Annotated in this window: 11 protein-coding genes; 7 read left to right on the top strand and 4 right to left on the bottom strand. The window is 64.7% G+C overall.

Annotation, left to right across the window (positions count from 1 at the left end):
- Nucleotides 1–62 precede the first annotated feature (62 nt).
- Nucleotides 63–7,772: a hypothetical protein gene (locus JS541_RS08185; RefSeq protein ID WP_214373971.1), complete on the bottom strand. Its 7,710-nt coding sequence runs from the start codon at nucleotides 7,770–7,772 to the stop codon at nucleotides 63–65.
- Between the two features lie 92 nt (nucleotides 7,773–7,864).
- Here JS541_RS08185 and JS541_RS08180 point away from each other — a divergent pair, with 92 nt between their 5' ends.
- Together JS541_RS08180 and JS541_RS08175 are read left to right on the top strand one after the other, a co-directional pair.
- Nucleotides 7,865–8,254: a hypothetical protein gene (locus tag JS541_RS08180; protein ID WP_214373970.1), complete on the top strand. Its 390-nt coding sequence runs from the start codon at nucleotides 7,865–7,867 to the stop codon at nucleotides 8,252–8,254.
- Nucleotides 8,251–8,949, top strand: coding sequence for a hypothetical protein (locus JS541_RS08175; RefSeq protein WP_214373969.1), 699 nt, complete (start codon nucleotides 8,251–8,253; stop codon nucleotides 8,947–8,949). The genes JS541_RS08180 and JS541_RS08175 overlap by 4 nt, the downstream gene beginning before the upstream one ends.
- A 99-nt stretch (nucleotides 8,950–9,048) precedes the next feature.
- Here the strand turns inward: JS541_RS08175 and JS541_RS15045 are convergent, their stop codons facing one another.
- Nucleotides 9,049–10,383 carry an InlB B-repeat-containing protein gene (locus JS541_RS15045; RefSeq protein ID WP_214373968.1) on the bottom strand — a complete coding sequence of 445 codons (1,335 nt, stop codon included), beginning with the start codon at nucleotides 10,381–10,383 and terminating at the stop codon, nucleotides 9,049–9,051.
- A 49-nt stretch (nucleotides 10,384–10,432) separates the two neighbouring features.
- Here JS541_RS15045 and JS541_RS08165 point away from each other — a divergent pair, with 49 nt between their 5' ends.
- Entirely contained in the window at nucleotides 10,433–10,630 is a 198-nt protein-coding gene (locus tag JS541_RS08165) for a hypothetical protein (protein ID WP_214373967.1), read from the top strand.
- Between the two features lie 214 nt (nucleotides 10,631–10,844).
- On the opposite strand, the gene JS541_RS08160 is transcribed toward JS541_RS08165, so the two are convergent.
- Together JS541_RS08160 and JS541_RS08155 are read right to left on the bottom strand one after the other, a co-directional pair.
- On the bottom strand, nucleotides 10,845–11,162 hold the full coding sequence (locus tag JS541_RS08160) for an isochorismatase family protein (RefSeq protein ID WP_217625364.1): 318 nt from the start codon (nucleotides 11,160–11,162) through the stop codon (nucleotides 10,845–10,847).
- Nucleotides 11,163–11,781: 619 nt separating this feature from the next.
- The gene (locus tag JS541_RS08155; protein WP_214373966.1) at nucleotides 11,782–16,026 is read right to left on the bottom strand and encodes an InlB B-repeat-containing protein; all 4,245 of its coding nucleotides are present in this window, start codon (nucleotides 16,024–16,026) and stop codon (nucleotides 11,782–11,784) included.
- 116 nt (nucleotides 16,027–16,142) lie between these two features.
- On the opposite strand from JS541_RS08155, the gene JS541_RS08150 reads away from it, so the two are divergent.
- From JS541_RS08150 to JS541_RS08135, 4 genes are all read left to right on the top strand, one after another.
- Nucleotides 16,143–16,316: a hypothetical protein gene (locus JS541_RS08150; protein ID WP_214373965.1), complete on the top strand. Its 174-nt coding sequence runs from the start codon at nucleotides 16,143–16,145 to the stop codon at nucleotides 16,314–16,316.
- Nucleotides 16,317–16,331: 15 nt separating this feature from the next.
- A complete protein-coding gene (locus tag JS541_RS08145; protein WP_214373964.1) occupies nucleotides 16,332–17,012 on the top strand; it encodes a hypothetical protein in 681 nt (226 codons plus the stop codon).
- A gap of 174 nt (nucleotides 17,013–17,186) precedes the next feature.
- Nucleotides 17,187–18,890: a SpaA isopeptide-forming pilin-related protein gene (locus JS541_RS08140; RefSeq protein ID WP_214373963.1), complete on the top strand. Its 1,704-nt coding sequence runs from the start codon at nucleotides 17,187–17,189 to the stop codon at nucleotides 18,888–18,890.
- A gap of 20 nt (nucleotides 18,891–18,910) precedes the next feature.
- Entirely contained in the window at nucleotides 18,911–19,855 is a 945-nt protein-coding gene (locus JS541_RS08135; RefSeq protein WP_214373962.1) for a class C sortase, read from the top strand.
- Nucleotides 19,856–19,857 lie beyond the last annotated feature (2 nt).

Here is a 19,857-nt window from a genome sequence, read left to right as displayed (position 1 = left end):
CACCTCTTCTCATGATCCCCGTGTCACCCGTCGGATGCCGGCGAACCGGGGATCATGATCGGTCAGGCGTGCCTGCCATGCGGTTCGCGCCTGCGACGGCCCGTCATGGCGGTCAGCCCCGCGCCCACGGCGAGGATCACGCCCGCCAGTCCGATGGCTCCGCCGAACGTGACGCCGGTCTTGGCGAGCGGCTGCACGATGACCGTCTCATCCGGGACTCGCGGCCTGCCGTACGTGATGGTCTTCACGTCCCCTGTCGGCCTGTCCTTGTCCCTGTCGGGGATGAGGCGTTCGCGCCAGTAGAAGCGGCCCTCCGTTTTGGCGGTGATCTTCGCCGAGTCGACCTTCGATGCGCCGGCCGGAACGGTCGCGCATCCGGTGGTTTCGACGAGCCGATCCTTGTTCACGTCGTCGCCGTTGTCCTGCCTCCAGTATTCGAACCGGATGCAGTATCCGTCCGGCACGTAGCCGGTGATGTGGGCGGTGTCGTGGATCCTGTCGCCGACGGTCGCGTTATGCGTGCTGGCGGTGGTGGTGATCCGGATGACACTGGAGGTCTCATCCGGGTCGCGGGCCACGTCCGTGTAGAACGGGGTCACGTCCGTCTGAGGCTTCGCATCATCGCCGTCGACCTTTGCCTGATCGGACTGGTCGGTCGGGTCGGCGGGTTCGACGGCGTCCGTGGTGTTGTCGCCGCCGGGCGTCGCATCCATGTCGATCGGGAGCAGACCGTTCGACATGAGGTGCGCGGTCGTGTACACGCCGTTCCTGTCCTTCACGGGCTTGACCGGTTCGCCGGTCTTCCCGTCGCGTCGCGGGCCGGTGAGGCTGAACACGAAGTAGGGTCGGTCGCCGGCCCTGCCCTTGACGTATGCCTTCGGACTGGTGATGGTGACCTTGCCGTCCTTCAACGCGGTGGCGGCGTCCTTGGCGGTGATCACGTACGCGCCGTTTTCGGGGGTGTTCCACTGTTCGACGAGCTTGTCCTTCGAAGCGTCCCTGCCGTCCATGTTCAGAATGTCCCAGCTGATCATGGTGCCTTCGGCGACGGGGCCTTCGATGGTGACCTTATCGACCAGTTTCGCGCCTTCCTCGATCACATCATCGGTCTTCGACCAGGCTTTGATGATGCGGATCGTTTCGGACGGTTCGCGGGCCGCGCCGTACTTGATGACGTTGCCCTGCTCATCCCTGATGACCACGCGGTAGTAGAAGATGCCGGTTTGCGGGAACCTGTATTCGGGGCTGTCGATCATGGTCTGGCCATCCTCGAGCCTGATCGCCTGATCGCCGTCGGCGAGGGTGGTGATCTTCACGTCGTGGGATTCGTCCCCGTCGTTCTGCTTCCACACTTCCCAGCTTGCGGTGAGCGGGCCGGTCAGATCGTCGCGAATGTCCTTGCCGTCCGTCTTGGAGTACTTGATGTTCTCCAGATCGGTGGAGTCGGACACCGCGTCGCCGAGCATTGCTTCGACCAGTGTTTCGGTGGTCGCCTCGATGCTGCGCGTGGACTCGTTGCTTACCCGGTCGTTGCCGCGATGGAACCCGTGATCCCAGTCCTCGTTCGGGAAGCGGACCGCTTCGACGAAGTAGTGGTCGCGTGCCGCGGGCACGGTGACGGTCGGGCTTTCGACGGTCTGGCTGGTGTTGCCGTCCGTGCACGTCCTGTATCCGAGCTTGGACAGTTCGACCTCACCGGTTTCCGTGACCTTCTCGCCCGTCTGGTAGTCGTGGAGTTCGAAGTTCGCGATCGCGTCCTGCGGCAGGCAGCCTTCGATCAGCGCGACATCCTTGGTTTCGCCGCCCTTGCTCGTCCACTTCGCGGTGGTGGTGGTGATGCGGACCGCGTGGAACGATTCGCTTTCCACCCGCCTGTCGGAACGGGCTTCCTTCACATTGTCGGGCTGGAACGGGGTTCCGTCCGGCTTGGTGAACACGGTGACCCAATAGTAGTCGCCGGGGTCGGTGATGTGGGTGAGCGCGGAATCGAGTTCCTTCTGCCCGTCCTTCAACGACACCGGGCTGATGGTCGCGATCTTCTGGTCGTCTTCCGGATTGTCGCCGGTGGCCTGCCTGTACAGTTCGAATCCGAGCCTGTAGTCGGCGAGCATGTATCCGGTGATGGTCGCATGGTCGTTCACGTCCGCGCCGTGGGTGACGTCAACGTAATCCTCATCCTTGTAGGTGTGGATGTTGTTGGTGCCGGTCACGTCCGTGCTGATGCGGATGACCTCGAATTTCTCCGGATCCACGTCCTTGCCGTCGAACACGAGCCAGCGATCCGGGTAGCCGTCGCCGACGCCCTGCTGTTTCGCGTTGGCCTGCTTCCAATGGTCGCCGCCCTGCGGATCATCCTTGTATTGGGATGCTCCGGCCTTCGCCATCATCTCGCCGGTGATCACGCCGGATTCGGCGGGCATGCTGGTGTCGCCGCCGGTGCCGGTCCCGTTCTTCGTGTCGTGCGGCTGCTCCGGGGAGTAGAGCCTGACACGCCAGATGTAGGAGCCGACGCCCGGTGAGGTGAGGGTCTTCGTACGGAAAGTGACGCCGTTCAGGTGCGCGCCGATCGCCTCCGCCGGCACGTCCTGTCGGCCGGTGGTGTCGACCTTTTCGCTGGCGATGCCCTTATGATCCGTGTCGTCGTACGTCTTGTCGGCGTTCTCGCGCGGCTGGCCGTCCTTGGACGTGCGCCACAGTTCGGCCTCGTACTGGAGCCCCGCGGGGATGTTGCCCTTCAACGTGATTTCGTCCGACACGTTCATGCCGTCGACCCACAGGGGTTCGGTCGAGGTCGTGTCCACGTGGATCACGTCGAACGCCTCCTCCTCGTCGTAGTCTCCGTACCAGACGACATCACGGTTCCGATCCGTGCTGTCCGTACCGGTGCCGGGAGTGGTGGTCGGGACGGTGATCCTGACGCGATAGTAGTACTTGGACGCGTCCCAGCCGGCGGGCAGGGTGAACGTCTTCGACTTCACGTTCTGGTAGTTGTCGAGCGTGTCGTCGCCGGCGTCCGGATGCTGGTCGTCGGGCTTGTTGCCGGTGCCGAGACGGTTGAGCTTGGGCAGTTCGGTCGCGTCGAACGACTGGACCATCTTGCCCTTGTTCTTGCCGTCCTTGCTCCAGATTTCGAACTGCATGGTCGCGCCGTCCGGGGTTTGGGCGGTGTTGCCGACACGGTACGAGTCGTTGTACGGCTCGTACGCGGTCTGGTGGAGCACGTCGTACACCTGCAGCGTGTTGTCCTCGTACTTGGAGTCCGCGTCGGAAAGCCATTTCTTCGACACGGTGGTCGAATACTTCTGGACGGGGGTGCGTTCGTACGACTTGTAGCCGGTCTTGTGATCGGCGTTCCACTCGCCGTAGATGTGCTGATCCAGTACCGCGCCGTTGGAAGTCTTGAGCGTGGTCTTCCAGTAGATCATGCCCGCCTTGTCGGTCCTGAACTTCGGATCGGTGACCTTCAAAGTGATCTTGCCCGGACGGTTGCCCGCCTGATCGGAACGGATCTTGGTCATCTTGTTCGTGTCCAGGGTGACGGTCTTCTCGGCGATCTTGTACATGCCCTGATCACCGTTGTCCTCCGTGCTTTGACGGTACATTTCGACGGTGACGGTCGAATGCTGCGGGACACGGCCGATCACGCCGGTCGGATTGCTGTTGCCCTGACCCTCATGCACCAGCCCGTCAGCGGATTCCTCCGCGCTGGTCTCATCGTACACGGTGATCTCATCGTACAGCTGTTCGCCGGTCGCGCCGAGCTTCTGCGCGTTCGACGTGACGATGCCGCCCGGCTGGATGAACGTGGTCTCCGACGGGAGGCCAAGATCATGCCGGCTGATCTCCTTGCCGTCCGGCGCGTACAGGATCGCCTGCCAGTACACGGCCCCCGACTCAGTGGTCTTCGTCTTGGGGCTGGTGACGGTGAAGTCGATCTTCGCGCTCGCGTCCGCATCCTTGTCCGAGATCGGGACCTTCACGTTGTCGAGCAGTTTGCCGACGGTCGTGTCGGGGTCTCCGGGGACGGGCTTGTATGCGGTGAACGTGACGTAGCTGCCGCGTTCGACCTTGCCGCTGATGGTGGCCTTGTCGGCGAATTCCTCGCCGGGCTTGGCGGTGGTGCGGGTGACCTGCGTGGTGATCTTCGGCGGGGTGACGCGCACGGTCTCCTCGGGCAGGCCGAGGTCATGCCTGGCGATGACCTTGCCGTCCGGGTCGAGGAGTTCGGCGAGCCAGTACACGTTGCCGACGGTCATGGTGCTGGTCTTCTTGGATGTGACGGTGAACGGCGTGGTGGCGCTGTTCTTGGCCTGTTCGGCGGTGACCTTCACGGTTTCCGTGTGGAGCACGCCGGCCTTGGTGTCCGGGTCGAGGTCGACCGGATTGTAGGCGGTGAAGCGGATGCTGGAGCCTTCCAGCACCTTGCCGGTGACGGTGGCCTTGTCCGAGAATTCCTGTCCCAGGCCGACGTCGGTGCTGCTCACGTGGGTGGTGATGACCGGCGGGCGGACGGTGACGGTTTCCGTCGGCAGTCCGAGATCGTGTTTGGCGATGACGGTGCCGTCGGGGTTCAGGAGTTCGGCCATCCAGTACACCTTGCCGGGTGTGCCGGTGTGCGTTTCGCCGGATTTGACGGTGAAAGGGGTTGTTCCGCTCTTCAACGCCTGCGTGTCGGTGATCTTCACGGTTTCCGTGTAGAGCACGCCGGCCTTGGCGTCGGGGGCGCCCTGGACGGGCTTGTAGGCGGTGAAGCGCACGCTGCTGCCCTTCAGGACCCTGCCGGTGACGATCGCGCTGTCGTGGAACTTCTCGTCCATGCCGACGTTGACGTCGCTCACGTTCGTGGTGATCGACGGCGGGACGACGGTCACGGTCTCCTCGGGGAGTCCGAGCGCGTGCGTGGCGAGCAGGGTGCCGTCCTTCGCGTGGAGTTCGGCCTGCCAGTACACGTGGCCCGCCTTGCCGGTGGATGTTTCGGGGCTGGTCACGGTGACGGTGCCGGTCTTGGAGGCGGTGGCCTGCGCGGCGGTCAGGGTGATCTTCGCGTCCTTCAGGAGGAGTCCCGCGTTCGTGTCGGGCTGGCCGTCTACCGGATTGTAGGCGCGGAACAGCACGTAGTCGCCCGCCTGCACGGTGCCTGAAATGTCGGCCTTGTCGCTGAACTTCTCACCCAGTCCGACGGTGGTCTGGCTTACGTGGGTGGTGATGCCCTGCTTCAGTACGTGGACGGTTTCGCCGGTGGCTCCCGGCTCGTGCGTGGCGAGCACGGTGCCGTCGGCCTTGTGGACGGTCGCGACCCAGTACACGTCGCCGGCCTTCGACGCGGTGACGTCGGGGCTGTCGATGTCGATGCTCGTGTTCCACTGGCTGTTCGCGGTCTTCGCCGTCGGGATCGTGACCTTCGCTCCGTTGAGGAGCTTCGCCATGCCCGCAGTGTACCGGTCGGCGGGGCCGTACGCGTCGAATGTGACGTATGCGCCGGTGGGGAGCTTGCCGGTGATGGTTGCGGTGTCGTGGAATTTCTCACCGGGGTAGACGATGCTGTCGCTCACCTTGGTGGTCACGCTCACGCCGCGTACGATCACGGTTTCGTTCTCGATGCCGAGATGGTGGGATGCGAGTTCGTTGCCGTTCGCATCGTAGAGGCGGGCCTGCCAGTACACGTTGCCGATGGTGTCGGTCCTGACCTTGGGGCCGATCACGTCGAACGCCTTGACGTTGGAGTTGTCGGCCTGCGCGTCGGTGATGTTGACCCTGATGTTGTCGGCGAGTTTCGCGGCTCCCGTGTTGGGGCTGCCGGTGACCGCGTCGTAGGCGGTGAAGGTCACGTAGCTGCCTCGGGTGACGGGGCCGGAAACGTGGGCGACGTCGTAGAATTCCTCGCCTTGGGCGACTTCGGTCTTGCTCACGTTGGACGTGAGGTTGACGGGAGTGTCGTCCTGGGATACGAAGCTGCGCTCCCACGGGTCGTTGTACGCGCTCTTGAAAGCCTTCGCCCGGTCCGAGCCGGGGAAGTCGAAGACGAATACGTAGTAGCCGGTGCGGGTGCGGTCCTTCGCGCTGATGTTCACGCCGGTGGCGACGGTTTTCGCGGTGCCCGTGTTGTTCTGGCGGAAGGTGATGACGCCGCCGCCGACCTTGTACGTGCCGTTGCCTGCGGGAACCTCCCATTCGCCGAGGAGCCTGTGATGCTCGTCGGCGGTGGGCTCCTCTGTGGTGGTCGGCTTGTAGGTTTCGTCCTGCTTGCGGTCGCCGGTGCCGCTGCCGGCCCACCAGACGCGGATTTTGGCCTTCGCGTCGGCCCCGAATTCATTGTCGCCCTTGAACGTTCCGTAGTTGGTGGGGAATCCGCCGATGGTGATCGTGTCCATGATGTCCTTGTTCATGCCGGACTGCTGTTCGAGTACGACGGAGTCATGGTTCGGTCGGGTGATGATGACGCTGGTTTCGCTGGCGAGGCCGATCTCGTGGATCGCGTCATCCGCGATCTGGCCGATGGTGGCCGCGGGCTGGTCGTTCTTGTCGATGACCCATGCCCAGCTGCCGGTGCCGCCGCCGGTCGGGGTCTTGTAGTCGGTGCCGTCGGCCTTCTTCGCGGTAACGGTCTTGGTCTGGCCGCTGCCCGTGAACGTGAGGGTCGCGGTCGCGACGGGCGCGCCGTAACGGGCGGTGACGCGGCTCAGATACGAGGATGCGCTTTCGCCGTTGTTGCGGCTGATCCGGGTGAAGGAGCCGTCGGTCAGATAGTAGTAGCCCTTCGCCTTGACCTCGGTGCCGGCCGGCCATGACGCGCCGCCGGACGTCACCTGATCCGCGATGCTGTTGCCGGAGTCCACGCCTTTGGATGTGACCTGCGTGTTCGCGATCGTCGGCTGGAAGGCATTCTCGACCTTGAACGATGCAATCTTGGATTCCGTGCCAGGATCCTTCGGCGTGGAGAACATGTCCTGATTGGAACTGACCAGTCTCTTGCCGTTGATCGACTTGTGTGAAATCCGGTAATTGACATCTCCGTTGCCGGTCGCATGCCAGCCGATGTGTTCTTCTTTTCCGGATGTGACTCCGTTGTAGACATCACTGTTCGTGCCGTCGAATACGGCCGGTCCGGTCAGTGTGATGGTATAGGCAAGTCCGCTGGTCCAGTTTCCGCTTCCGTTTTTGATTCCCGGATTAATGGTTCCAGATTTTTTACCCGTGGTGTACTCCACGGATGCTTCGATCTTACGGGGCATGTTGAGGATCGCGTCGTTCCACAGATCGTTCGCCTTGGCGACGACCTGATTCCAGTCTCCGTTCGACAGTCCGGCCGTGGCGAACGCGTTCATGAACGTCGCGCCCTGCGGGTCGAGTTTCATGTGCACGAGGTACGCGATCGCGGCCTGGGTGAGATCATCCGGATTGCCGTTGTTGTTGCTTGCGATCCACGCGACGGTCTTCGAAGTGTCGTCGGTCAGATCCGACCAGGTGCCGGCGACGCCCGTGTACAGGGTGTCCGCCTCCATGCAGTACGCGTACCGGCCGTCGACGGTCGTGACCGGGCCGATGCCGTACGCGCCGTATTCGGTCCTGCCGTTCGGGAACGTCACCCTGAAAGAGCTGTTCGCCGTATAACCCGGCATGCCGACCGCACTGCCCTCCGTCTGCTCCGCGTACGCGACGTTCGCTCCCACGAAGCCGGCGGCCAGGGTGGCGACCGCCGCTGTCAATGCGACGGCCTTCATGCCGATCCGGTGGAGGAGTCCGCCTCCCCCGTCACTAAGCATGCGACTCATGCTCATCCTTTCTTGATCCGCCCCTCATCCGACAAAGGGCATTCAGCCTACGCCTATGCGGCCGGCGGACGGGCTGACGCATACGCCGGATCATGCACTACGGGTTCGGAACCATCCACTCATACGTCGCCTGGCATACGGGGCTGATCACGGCGAATCTGCTGCTCATCCTCACCGAAATGCGGATCCTCGACCATGAGGCGGCCGTGAGCATGGCGATCATGATCGCGATCCTCACGGCCGCCGGCGTCTGCGGGATCGAAGCGTACGCGGGATCCATGTTCGAGGACGACTGGTACGGGCGATTCCACCTCCCATCCATGCTGCTTTTCACGGGCATCGTCATCCTCTGGAAGCCGCTGGCCCCATGGGCCGACTGGAATCCCGCCCGACGCCCCCAGGTCTGGCTGATCATGCTCATCATCTGGGAGACGTGGAGCCTGATCACGGATCGGATTGACATCACCCTGGAATGGAAATGACCGATACCATGAGCCGGGTGATATACGTTCATGATCTTGGAGCCTGGCCGCGCCCATGGTCCGGACAGGATGATCGGATCATCCGCTGGCTCAAATGGCATCGGTGGAAGACGGTGACGACGGGAAACCCCACCCTGCCGTTCAGCCGCGACTGGGAACGGCTTTTGTTCTGCCGTCACGGCTTCATCATCTCCGACCCGGATCGGCCGATCCCCCGGCGGCTCGCCCGCGCATGGCGCATCCGGAACGCGGGCCTGTACCCCATTCTGACGATCATCCCCGAACGGGACCGGGAGGGGAGCGTCGCCGTGTATCTGGCGCGCAACATGCGCCGCCAGTTCATGCAATGGGAGACGCGGCAGCCGTTCGCGGGCATGACCGCGGCCGCCCGTCTCCTCATGGCCCGATGCGATCGGATCGCCGTCCTCTACCCGCCGACGGATGCGCGACTGTACACGATGATCACCCGCGACTGCGGGATGATGATCTCACGGTTCGAAAACCTGGAGAAGCCGGTGGCCCGACGGAGCCGGCTTCGTTCGATCCTGTCCGTCGTATCATCCCTGAGTCTCCCGTTCGCCACGTTCCTGTTCGGACAGGGAGGCCGGATCCCCGTGATCGTCGGATCTTTGCTGGCCGGATTGTCCGTCATGACGGGACCGGCGACGATCAGCCTGCCCGAAGACGGCGAATGAGCTCCATGTCAAGGACGCATACCGGTTCGCATGCAGTGGATTGAAAAGAAGGAATGCGCCGCCTCGAATGTCCCCCAGTGGATTCAAGTCGCATGCCGGTCAATGACGGTCGAACAGATGGAGAAGAATCCACGGCAGAACATGGGATTCTCCCCCGGTTTCGGGCAGGCTCCCCGCATCCGCGCGCCATTGCGCGTACAGGATGAGCCCCTCGCGCGGCAGGGTGAGCGTGTCCGTGGCCCGATAGGAGCGTCCGCTCCCATCCTTCTTCGTGTTCCAGCCGGTGAACGAGTATCCCGCATGCGAGTATCCGTTCGGCTGCACGGTCTGCGTGGATCCGACCGTCCCCGCCTGTGAGGGCGTGCTTCCCGTTTCGGCCCCGTTGCCGTCGTAGGAGAGCGTGGCCCGGCTGTCGCCCGCGCCCGTGTTCGCGGCCGGAGCGCTCGACCCGGTGTCCGTGCGCGTCCATGTGGATGATCCCGCATTGACGACCGTGGTGGTTATGGTCGCCGACTGGGCTTTCAGCGGATCGTCGAACGTGACCCGGTAGACGAACCAGCTGTTGCTGGCGCCCAGCCCGTACCTGTTGGCGTTCGCCTGCATGACCCGGGTCTGGGGGTCGAGGATCGTGGCGTCCGCGCTTCGGGCGAGCTTCGACCATGGACCCCAGTTGACGGCGATCACCCACGTGCCGTCGCTCATGCGATCGAGTGCGTACTGGCGGGGTTTGAGAACGGTCGAGGCCTTGGCGGGCGTGCTGATCCGATCCGCGGCCGCTTCGGTTCTGGCGAGCGGGATGCGTTCCGTGTTCGTGTCGAACGAGCTGGCGTGCACCCCGTCGTCGGATGTGAGCCTGGCGTTCAGGTTCGCGTGATCCTCCGCGGTGACATTCGTGACGTCCGCGCCTTTGACGAGCGTGACGGACACCATGTCCCTGACGGTCCACGCCCACTCCGTCTTCTTCGGATCGAAGCCTTTCGAATCGAGGCCCTGATTGTAGGAGCGGTTCTCGATCATCATGAAGTTCGCCTCCGCGGATCCCGGCCGGCCGATCCAGTTGCGGCTCAGCCCGTCCTGGTCGAAGCGTGGCAGGGATTGCTTCGCATTGGGGAATGCGGCCGTCGCGTCGGCGAAACGCCATGTGCTTTCCACGGCCGAAATGTTGGCGCGTACGCCGATCGGCTGCGTCCACGTTTGGATGGTGAGAGTGAACCGGTAGACGCCGGTGAAGGATGCGACGCCCGCGGTGGCGGTGAGAAGGATCCGGTGCAGGCCGTTGCTGCTGTACCCGCCTTCGTCGGACGCGTCGGTGGGCGTGCAGTCCATGACGAACGGGATGATCCCGTTCCCGTCGGTGACGTTCGGCGTGCAGGACGGCTGGCTGATCCGACTGTAGTGCGATCCGGCCGTCGCGCTCACGGGGATCGTGATCACGTCCCCTTTTGAAAGCCGGCCGATGTCTCGGATTTCACCGTGGAGGGTGATGGTCGCGCTGACATGCGACCCGGATGCGGGATTCGAGGCGTTGATGGTCTTCCCGGTGTCCCTGTCGGTCAGGGTGATGCCGGTGATCGAACCGATGCTGGTGAGACTGATCGGATCGGCCGCATTCGCGGGGCAGGCGGGAAGAAGGAGGATCAGGGGCAGCGCGAAGGCGAGCCCCCCCCCCAGAAACGTTTGAGCATATGCTTGTCCATGCGGGTCGGCTATGCGAGGATGTCTTATCGGATCATCCCATGAGGATCCGCGGCGCCTACGGTCAGTCTTTACCGCCTATGATCGCGCCGACGCCATTCGTCCGGCTCATTCGGATGCCGCCGGATTCCTCCACGCTGCAGGAGACCGCATGCTCCTCGCTTGCGGATCCGGCTCGTTGAGCGTCCATGCGGTCGCGGTCAATGCTCGCCTCGGATGATCTGGTCGCGTCCGATGGTGCGGCCGAGCAGCCGGAGCGCGTTCGCGTAGGCTTCGGCTCCCCCGTTCGTGTAGGTCAGATCGTAGAGGACGCGCACGTCGACGCCCTGTTCGAACAGTGCCGCCGCGTTTTCCAGAACGCACACGTCGGTGTCGGCTCCGGCGAGGTAGATCGGATGATCCGGGTTCGCATGGTCAAGAATGTCGGTCGCGTTGACATACGCGTGCTTGTCGAGGATGATGTCCGCTCGGATGCCGTCGGCCAGATCCGTTTCCGGGGGTTCCGGAGGCGTGTCCAGTGGATGAACCGTTCGTAGGGGCTGTTCGGCGTGTTGATGAATCGGGTTGCGATGATCCTGTCGAAGTCATGGCCGCGTTCGGTGATGAATCGGGTGAGGCGTTCCCGCAGATCTCCCGTGCGCGGTCCGAGGAAGCCGTTCTGGCAGTCGATGAGCACGAGGGTGGATCCGGGTTCTATTCCGATCAGGCGTTTCATGGTTCCGCCTGTATGGGACGGGATGACGCCCCGGTAATGCCAGTGATCGCGATCATATTTGTTGCCGTATCTGTCCCGGCAGATGATGCGCGCATCGTCTCCCATGCGGCTGACTCGGATCGTCGCCCATTGTCCCTGATCGTCGTCGAGGAGGATGAGACAGCCGGTTTCGGGCGGGATGCTTTCATCCGCTTCCGGTCTTCTCATAACCGCCGGCTCGTATCGGCCTGCGGGTATGAGAAGACCGTTCGCATGCAGTCCCGTCGCATCCGTCATGGGATGGTTCAGATGCAGGTATTCGCCGGGCTGGTCGGTGAGCCGGAAGGTTCCAGGCTGGTTCATGGGAGTCGACTATGTGCGGAGAAACGGAGGGGGCGTATCCCCGGTCGGAACCGGAGACACGCCCCCTCCGTGCATGCCGTTTACCGTTCGCGGCGGCGGAGCCGGTTCAGCATGAGGCCGAGTCCGGTGAGCAGCATGCCGGTCAGGGCGATGATCCCGGTGGATGCGCCGGTGGAGGCGAGTCCGGTCTTCGCGTCGCCGCCGGTCTTCCCGCCCGTTGCGGCGGTCTTTCCGGTGTTTCCGCCCGTCTTGGACGTGTCGGGGTTGCGCGTCCACTGCGCGTGCAGGGTGATCGAGCCCTTGAGCGTGATCTCGTCGCCCTGCCGGTAGGCCGTGCCCTTCCCGTCCTCGCGCGTGTTCCAGCCCGTGAACGTCCAGCCGGCGCGCCGGTATCCGTTGGCGGGGATTCTGATCCTGTCGCCGGTGACGCCGGTCAGCATGCGCGTGGAGCCCGTCGCATCCTTCGCGTTCGCGTCGAATCCGACGGTGGCGGGCAATGCCTTCCACTGCGCGTAGAGGGTGAGCGCGCCGCCGGGGAGCGCGTGGATCCTGTCGCCGGGCGCGTATGCGACGCCCTTCCCGTCCCTGGAGGTGTTCCAGCCGGTGAACTCGTAGCCGTCGCGCGCGTACCCGGCGTCCATGGCCTTCCCGTCGGCCGCGTCCGCGAGCGTCTGACCGATCATGGTTCCGGTCGCATCCGAGGCGTTCGCATCATAGCGGATGGTCATGTCGTCGGCCTTCCACTGCGCGTAGAGGATGATCGGCGTCGCGGCGAGCGTGACCTCCATGCCGGGCTTCACCGTGTCGCCGCTGCCGTCCGCCTTGGTGTTCCAGCCGGCGAACTTCCACCCGTCGCGCGTGAACGTGCTGTCGGAGGCCTTGACCGTCTGTCCGGTGACGCCGGTCGTGTCCGGCATGCTCCCCGTCCCGTTGTTCGCATTGTAGGCGATCGCGGCCTTCAATGCGGTCCATTGCGCGTACAGGGTGACGCCGTTCGCGGGCGCCTGGATGGTCGCGCCGGCCGCATACGCCGTGCCCGATCCGTCCGGTTTCGTGTTCCAGCCGGACGTCGTGTATCCGTCTCGCGTGAACCCGTTCGTGGGGAGCGTGATCTTCATGCCGGTGACCGCGTTCAGGATGGTGTTCTCGCCGGTGCCGCCGTTCGCGTTCAGGGTGACGGGCGCCGGGTTCGCCTTCCACTGCGCGTAGAGGATGCGCGTCCCGTCGAACGTGAACGGAGCCTTGTCCGCGATTGCCGTGCCTGTGCCGTCCGCCCGCGTGTTCCAGCCGGTGAACGAGTATCCGGCGTATGCGAACCCGTTGGCGGGGAGCTTGGCCGTCGAGTCGCGGGGCCCGGTGAGCGGGTCGGTGAATCCGGTCGCGTTCGCGCCGTTCGGGTTGAACGTGACGGTCTCCGTATTGGCCTTCCACTGCGCGTACAGGGTGACGCCTCCCGCGGGGAGCGTGAGCGTGGCTCCCGGCTGGTATCCGTCGCCCTTCCCGTCCGCCCGCGTGTTCCAGCCGGTGAACGAGTATCCGTCGCGCAGCATGGTCGATGCCGCGGTCTTCACGGTCCCGTCGGTGACGCCGGTGGTCTTCGCGGTCGTGCCCTTGCCGCCGTTCGCGTCATATGACACGCTTGCGGGGAGCGCCTTCCACTGCGCGTAGAGCGTGATGCCTCCCGCGGGGAGCTTCACATCCGCGTTCGGAGCGTATTTCGCGCCGGTGCCGTCCGCCTTCGTGTTCCACCCGTCGAACGAGTATCCCGTGCGTGCGAACGCGCTGGCGGCGGCCTTCACGGTCTGGTCGGTGACGCCGGTGGTCTTCCCGGTCGTGCCCGTGCCCTTGTTCGCGTCGTAGGTGACGGCCGCGGGGCTGGCGGTCCACCGCGCGTACAGGGTGATGCCTCCCGCAGGGAGCTTCACATCCGCGTTCGGAGCGTATTTCACGCCGGTGCCGTCCGGTTTCGTGTTCCACGAGTCGAACGTGTATCCGGCTCGCGTGAACCCGCTGGCGGCGGCCTTCACGGTGCCATCCGTGACGCCCGTGGTCTTCCCGGTCGCGCCCGCGCCTCCGTTCGCGTCATACGAGATCGCGGCGGGGGCGGCCTTCCATTGGGCGTAGAGGGTGATGCCGCCGACCGGGACGGGCACGTCCGCGCCGGCCGCGTACTTCGCGCCCGTTCCGTCGGTCTTCGTGTTCCATCCCGTGAACGTGTAGCCGGCGCGTTCGAACGTGTTCGCGCCGGCCTTCACGGTGCCGCCGGTCACGGCCTGCGTCTTCACCGTGTCGCCGGCCCCGTTGTTGGACGCGTAGGTGACGGTCGTCTCCTCCCCTGTCCACTGCGCGTACAGGGTGACGCCTCCCGCGGGGAGTCTCACGTCCGCGCCCGTCGCGTATTTCACGCCGGTCCCGTCCGGTTTCGTGTTCCACGAGTCGAACCGGTATCCCGTGCGCGTGAACGCGTTCGCCGCGGTCTTCACCGTCTGATCGGTGACGCCGGTGGTCTTCCCTGTCGTGCCCGAGCCTCCGTTCGCGTCATACGTGACGGATGCGGGGGCGGCCTTCCAGATCGCGTACAGGCCCGTATCGCCGGCGGGCATGGGCATGTCCGTGCCGGGCGCGTACGCGATGCCGCTCCCGTCCTGTTTCGTGTTCCACTCCTTGAGCGTGTAGCCGGGGCGGACGAACGTGTCCGCGGCGGGGGTCTTCACGGTCTTGCCGGTCATGCCGCTGATCGTCACATCCTCGCCGCTTCCCTCGTTCGCATGCACGGTGATCGTGGCCGGCAGTCCCTTCCACTGCGCGTACAGGGTGACGCCCGCCTCCGGATACTGCAGCTGATCGCCCGCCTTGTACGCGGCGCCCTTGCCGTCCTTCTGCGTGTTCCACCCGGCGAACTCGTAGCCGGTGCGCGTGAACCCGTTGGCGGGCAGGGTGAGCTTCGACGTGATGGCGCCCGCCTTCGTGTCCATCGTGCCCGTGCCGCCGTTCGGTTCGAAGCCGATCCAGCCGAGTTTCACGCCGTCCGCGGTCTCGTTCGACAGGATCGTGTTCTTCACGTCGAGCGTGCCGGACTGGCCGTAGCTGTTCGACCATTCCACGGTCGCGCTTTGCGCGGTCTGATCGTTGGAGAACTCCATGTACGCGTACATGATGCGGATCTGGGCGCCCAGTCCGAGGCTTTTCGCCTTCTGGTAGAGCGTCGTGGTCGCATCATCCTTGAGATTCGCCAATGTGGTCGTGTCCTCGGAGCTGCTGCCCACGTTGCACGCGAACCACCATACGCCGTCCGTCGCATGGTAGACGGCGTACTCGTTCTTCTTCAGCAGGGTCGCGGCCTTGTCGACCGTATTGATCGCATCGGCGGAGCCGACCGTGATCTCCTTGGCGGCCTCGCTGATCTGGCCGGTCGCATCCCCGTTGCTCGTGTGCGTCTCATCGTAGGCGACGCGCATGCTGGATGCGATGGCGCTCACGTACACTTTGGCGATCGGCGCGGTTTTCGGCGTGATCTTCATGAGGAAGATGCGTTTCTTGTCGGCCTGCGCCTGCCATGCGCGCGTGCCGGTCGCGTCGTTGACGGCCGTGTTGATCAGTCCGCCCGTCTCGAACGCGCTGCTGACGCCGACCCGTTTCGCATCCGACCCGTTGCCGTTCACGTAGCGCGCATCGTAGCCGATCTTCTTCGTCAGCGGCGTGTTGTCGAACGTGATCGTGGAGGAGCCGATCGTCCATTCGGTGTGGAAGTCCTTCTCCGAGTCGGAGCCGCCGCCGCTGGACGGCGGCCAGCAGTTGAACTTCAGATCCACGGTGAAATCGGCCGTGGCGAGCTTCGCTCCCGCGTCGGTGGCGGTAAGCTCCAGCCGCTGCTTCGTCTTGCTGAATTCGACGTTGAACAGGATGTCGCCGTTCGCATCCTTGACGGGCTGAATGGCCTGCGCGGGCGAGAACGAACGGAACCTGCTCGTCTCCGTCGTGTTGAACCGCACGTATGCGACATCCCCTGCCTTCAACGCCTTGTCCAGATGAACCTTGAGGCCGATTCGGGTGACGAGCTGCCAGTAGTTCGGGACCGCCCCATCCTGCGCCGTTCCGTCGATGGTTGATTTGATGTTCCGCGTATCATCATTGTTGCGGAATTTGACGACCTTCGCGCTGCCGACCGTCACGATATCGTAGGCGGATGCCGTCGTCTCGGAGACGGCCGTCGTATCCGCCATGGCGGATGGGGTGACGGCCGGCTGCAGGCCGAGCCCCGTGGCGAGCATGGCCGCGCCGACGCTCAACGCGGCCGCCCTTCTCATATCCGTGGCGAAACCCATGCTGGTGATCCTTTCTCATGACCGTGATCGTATCCTTTCCCGCCTATGCGGCGCCGACGCATGCGATGCGCATAGCATGCGCGAAAACCCATGGATATAAGGAGACGTTCATTCGAATGATCTGGTATGTGATTCTTTTCCTCGCGGGCTTCACCGCCGGCATGCTCAGCATCGGCCTGGCGGCCGGCTGCGCCAGGGAGGAGCTGACCCATCGGATCGGCATGCTCGAACGGGAGCTCGCCGCACGGGACCCGACGCATGCGAACGGCGACGTCGAAAACGACAAGTAGAAGGATTGCAGGAACATGAGCGAACCGTCGCAGGATCTCACGCAGATCATCCAGCCCGGCCAGAACCCGCAGAACGAGCATCGCGACCCATTGCCGCGAGCATTGAACGGATACCGGGTCGAGGACGTGGACCGTCTGCTGCGCAACATGGACGACCGTCAGGCCGGACTGAAACGCAGCCTCGCGCAGGCGTACGCGAACCAGGAACGGCTCGCCGCCCGCATCGGCAGCCTCCAGGCCCAACTGGATGCGGCCGTCGAGGAACGCGACCGTCTCCGCCACGAGGCCGAGAACCCGTGGGAGACGTTGGGCGCGAACGCGCAGAAGCTCATCGCCGACGCGAAGGCGCAGGCCGACGACATCCGCGATCATGCGCGCGCCGACACGGAGAAATCCCTGCAGGATGCCGGGACGCAGGCCACACGCATGCTCGAGGAGGCGAAGACCCGTGCGAACGGGATGATCGAGGAGGCGAACCGTCGCATCAGTGAGGCGGACAAGGCGCTTAAGGAACGCGCCGCGCAGGCCGACAAGGATCTGAACGCCCGCGAGCAGGCGTTCAGGGAGCGGATCGCGCAGGCCGACCGGGAGCGTGAGACCCGCGACCGGGAGTCGCAGGAGAGGGCCGATCATGCGACGGCCGCGATCCGGGAGGCGAAGACCATGCTCAAACATCTGATCGACGGACTCGACTGAAAACCGGTCATCTTCACGCCGGGGCGGCCGGCGACGGTCACGGGAAACACGGACACTCACACATCCCGTGACCGTCGCCGGCCGCCCCTTCTCTCTCGTTCCGCAACCCTTTTCGCGGGAGCATAGAGAGCGCGTGCAAACCCGAACAACCGAGACAAAAGGAGAAACGGGAACATGACAACCACTCGCAGGAGGATCCTCGCGATCCTCACCGCCGCGGCCACGCTCGCCGGCGGACTCGCATTCGGCGCGACCGCGAACGCGGCCGAAACCGCGGCCAGCCTCACCCTGAACGCGGGCACCGGCGAAACGCTCGCCGGCCACACGTTCAAGGCGTACCGGATCGGCACATGGAAGGACGTCGTCACCAACGCGACCAACGTGACCAGCTTCGGCGTCCAGCTGGAAAGCACCAAGGCGAAGACGTGGGTCGAGGCCGCGATCACCGCCGCGAACGCGAAGCTCGGCACCGACAAGATCACCATCCCCAACGGGTATGACGCGGCCGGCGCGATCGCGAAGATGAACGACACGAACACCGCCGACATGCGCCGGCTCCGCGAACTCGCCAAACAGCTCGCCGCGACCGCGGCGAACAGCGGCGTCACGACCGTCGCCTTCCCCGCCAGCACGACCGGCACGGTGAAGGCCACCGTCAACGAGGGCCTCTACCTGATCACCGACAGCAACGGCAATCCGATGATCATCCCGACCACCATGAACGGGAAGAGCTTCGCCGACCGGACGCTCGGCGTCGCGCTCGTCAAGGGCAAGGGCGTGAAGGTCACGAAGACCATCACCAACACGGGCAATCTCGCCGACCAGACGAAGAAAAGCGCGGGCGTGCTCGTCGGCGACACCGTCACCCAGAAGCTCGTCCTGACCATTCCGAACGGCAAGGTCGGCGGCGCTTTGAAGTTCAAGATCGTGGACGCGCCGTCGAAGATGAGCCTCGTCACCGGCACTCTCATCGCGAAGACGTGGGATGGGACCACCGTCCGCAATCTGACCGTCGGCACCGACGTGATCCTCTACCAGACCGCCGGCCAGAAGGTCGCCGGCGACGCGACCCTCCTCGCCGCGGACGGCAAGACCCGCACCGACCCGGACCTCACCGTCCCGAACGGCGGGTTCATCCTCGACGCGACCAAGCTGCTCACCACCCATCCGGGCCGTCAGCTCGTCATCGAATACAAGGCGAAGGTCACCGCGGCCGGCACGACCAGCGCGAACGGCGCGTCGAACACGGCGACCGTGAACGGCACGTTCAGCGACGGCGTGCAGACCGTGATCGCCACCGCCAGCGACAAGACCACCATGCTCGCATTCCCGCTGACCATCACGAAGACCGACAATGCGACCGGCGACAAGCTCAACGGCGCGAAGTTCCAGGTGCAGGACACGCGCGACAACACGTGGCTCACCTACGATTACGCGACCGGCCGGTGGACGCGCGGCACCGACCAGTCGAAGGCCACCACGTTCGTGTCCGGCGACACGAACCATGACGGCGTCGCCGATTCGAAGGACACCGCCAGCGAGAAGGGCAAGGTCACGATCCCGAATCTGGGTGCGAGCACGTACCTGATCAAGGAGATCCAGCAGCCGTCCGGCTACTCCTCCATCGCGAAGCCCACGTTCAAGGCGACCATTTCGGATACGGGCGCGACCACGATCACCGGCGTCGACAATCCGAACCTGAGCGTGAAGGCCGATGATCGGAACGTGACCGTGAAGAACATCAAGAGCATCACCGAACTCCCGGATACGGGCGGCGTGCTCGCCGTCATGTTCTGGGTCGTGTGCGCGATCCCGTTCCTCGGTCTCGCACTGATCGGCGCGATCCGCGGCGGCATGCTCCGCCGTCAGGGCCGCTGACCCGATAAAGGGGCATGCTGATGGGCGGCGAATGGGATGATCTCATCGACGGGGCGCTTCTCCCCGTGCGACGGGCGCAGGCGAAACGGCGCAGGCTTCTCTGGCACAGTCGTCTCGCGTTCCTGTCCGCCGCCCTCAGTTTCATGATCGGGCTCGTGCTTCTGGCCGCCCCGTGGCTGCTCCAGTCGTATGGGGATACGGCCACCGGCCGGGAGGCGCGCCGCGCCTTGGAGACGACCGCCTCCTATCCGGCCGGCGCACGCGACGGCATCACCCGTGATGCGGTCGCCTACAATCAGAGGCTCGCCGCATCCGGCCAGCCGATGATCGGCGAACCCGTGTTCGAACAGGATGGGGGCGGCACCGGCTTCCAGGGCGACGGGGAGTATCGGAGGACTTTGGATTGGGATGGTCAGGGCACGATGGGCGAACTTCACATCCCGTCCATCAGCCTTGACCTGCCGATCCTGCATGGGGCCACCTCGGAGGTGCTGGATCATGCGGCCGGCCATCTGCCGGGCACGAGCCTGCCGGTAGGCGGCGCGTCCACGCACGCCGTATTGACGGGGCATACGAATCTTCCCGACGCGACCCTGTTCACCCGGATCGACGAGCTGAAGCCGGGTGATCCGTTCTATCTGCGGGTCGGCGGCCATACGCTCGCCTACCGGGTGACCGGCAGCAGGATCGTGAAGCCCACGGATACGGGTCTGCTGCGCATCGTGAAGGGGCGTGATCTGGTGACCTTGCTCACGTGCACGGGCGAGGGGAACACGATGCGGCTTCTCGTGACCGGGGAGCGGGCGGAGATGCCCCTTATGGCCCCGTATCCCACGCAGGCCGCCCCGGATGCGAAGCGCGGCTTCGTGTGGGCGGGCGTGGCGTGCGTGGGCGTGGTTCCGCCGGGTTTCGTGCTGGCGCGGCGGCGGAACGGCTGGCTGTCGGGCCGGCATGCGAATCGTTAGTT

The organism is Bifidobacterium sp. SO1 (assembly GCF_018555335.1).
Taxonomy (GTDB): Bacteria; Actinomycetota; Actinomycetes; order Actinomycetales; family Bifidobacteriaceae; genus Bifidobacterium; species Bifidobacterium simiiventris.
Note: the sequence above shows the minus strand (reverse complement) of the source record. Positions and strands in the feature narration are given on the sequence as shown.

Excerpts from the sequence above, each read along its gene's own strand:
- JS541_RS08185 (WP_214373971.1), bottom strand. The coding sequence starts at position 7,772 with ATGAGTCGCATGCTTAGTGACGGGGGAGGCGGACTCCTCCACCGGATC.
- JS541_RS08180 (WP_214373970.1), top strand. The coding sequence starts at position 7,865 with ATGCACTACGGGTTCGGAACCATCCACTCATACGTCGCCTGGCATACG.
- JS541_RS08175 (WP_214373969.1), top strand. The coding sequence starts at position 8,251 with ATGACCGATACCATGAGCCGGGTGATATACGTTCATGATCTTGGAGCC.
- JS541_RS08165 (WP_214373967.1), top strand. The coding sequence starts at position 10,433 with ATGGTCGCGCTGACATGCGACCCGGATGCGGGATTCGAGGCGTTGATG.
- JS541_RS08155 (WP_214373966.1), bottom strand. The coding sequence starts at position 16,026 with ATGGGTTTCGCCACGGATATGAGAAGGGCGGCCGCGTTGAGCGTCGGC.
- JS541_RS08150 (WP_214373965.1), top strand. The coding sequence starts at position 16,143 with ATGATCTGGTATGTGATTCTTTTCCTCGCGGGCTTCACCGCCGGCATG.
- JS541_RS08145 (WP_214373964.1), top strand. The coding sequence starts at position 16,332 with ATGAGCGAACCGTCGCAGGATCTCACGCAGATCATCCAGCCCGGCCAG.
- JS541_RS08140 (WP_214373963.1), top strand. The coding sequence starts at position 17,187 with ATGACAACCACTCGCAGGAGGATCCTCGCGATCCTCACCGCCGCGGCC.
- JS541_RS08135 (WP_214373962.1), top strand. The coding sequence starts at position 18,911 with ATGGGCGGCGAATGGGATGATCTCATCGACGGGGCGCTTCTCCCCGTG.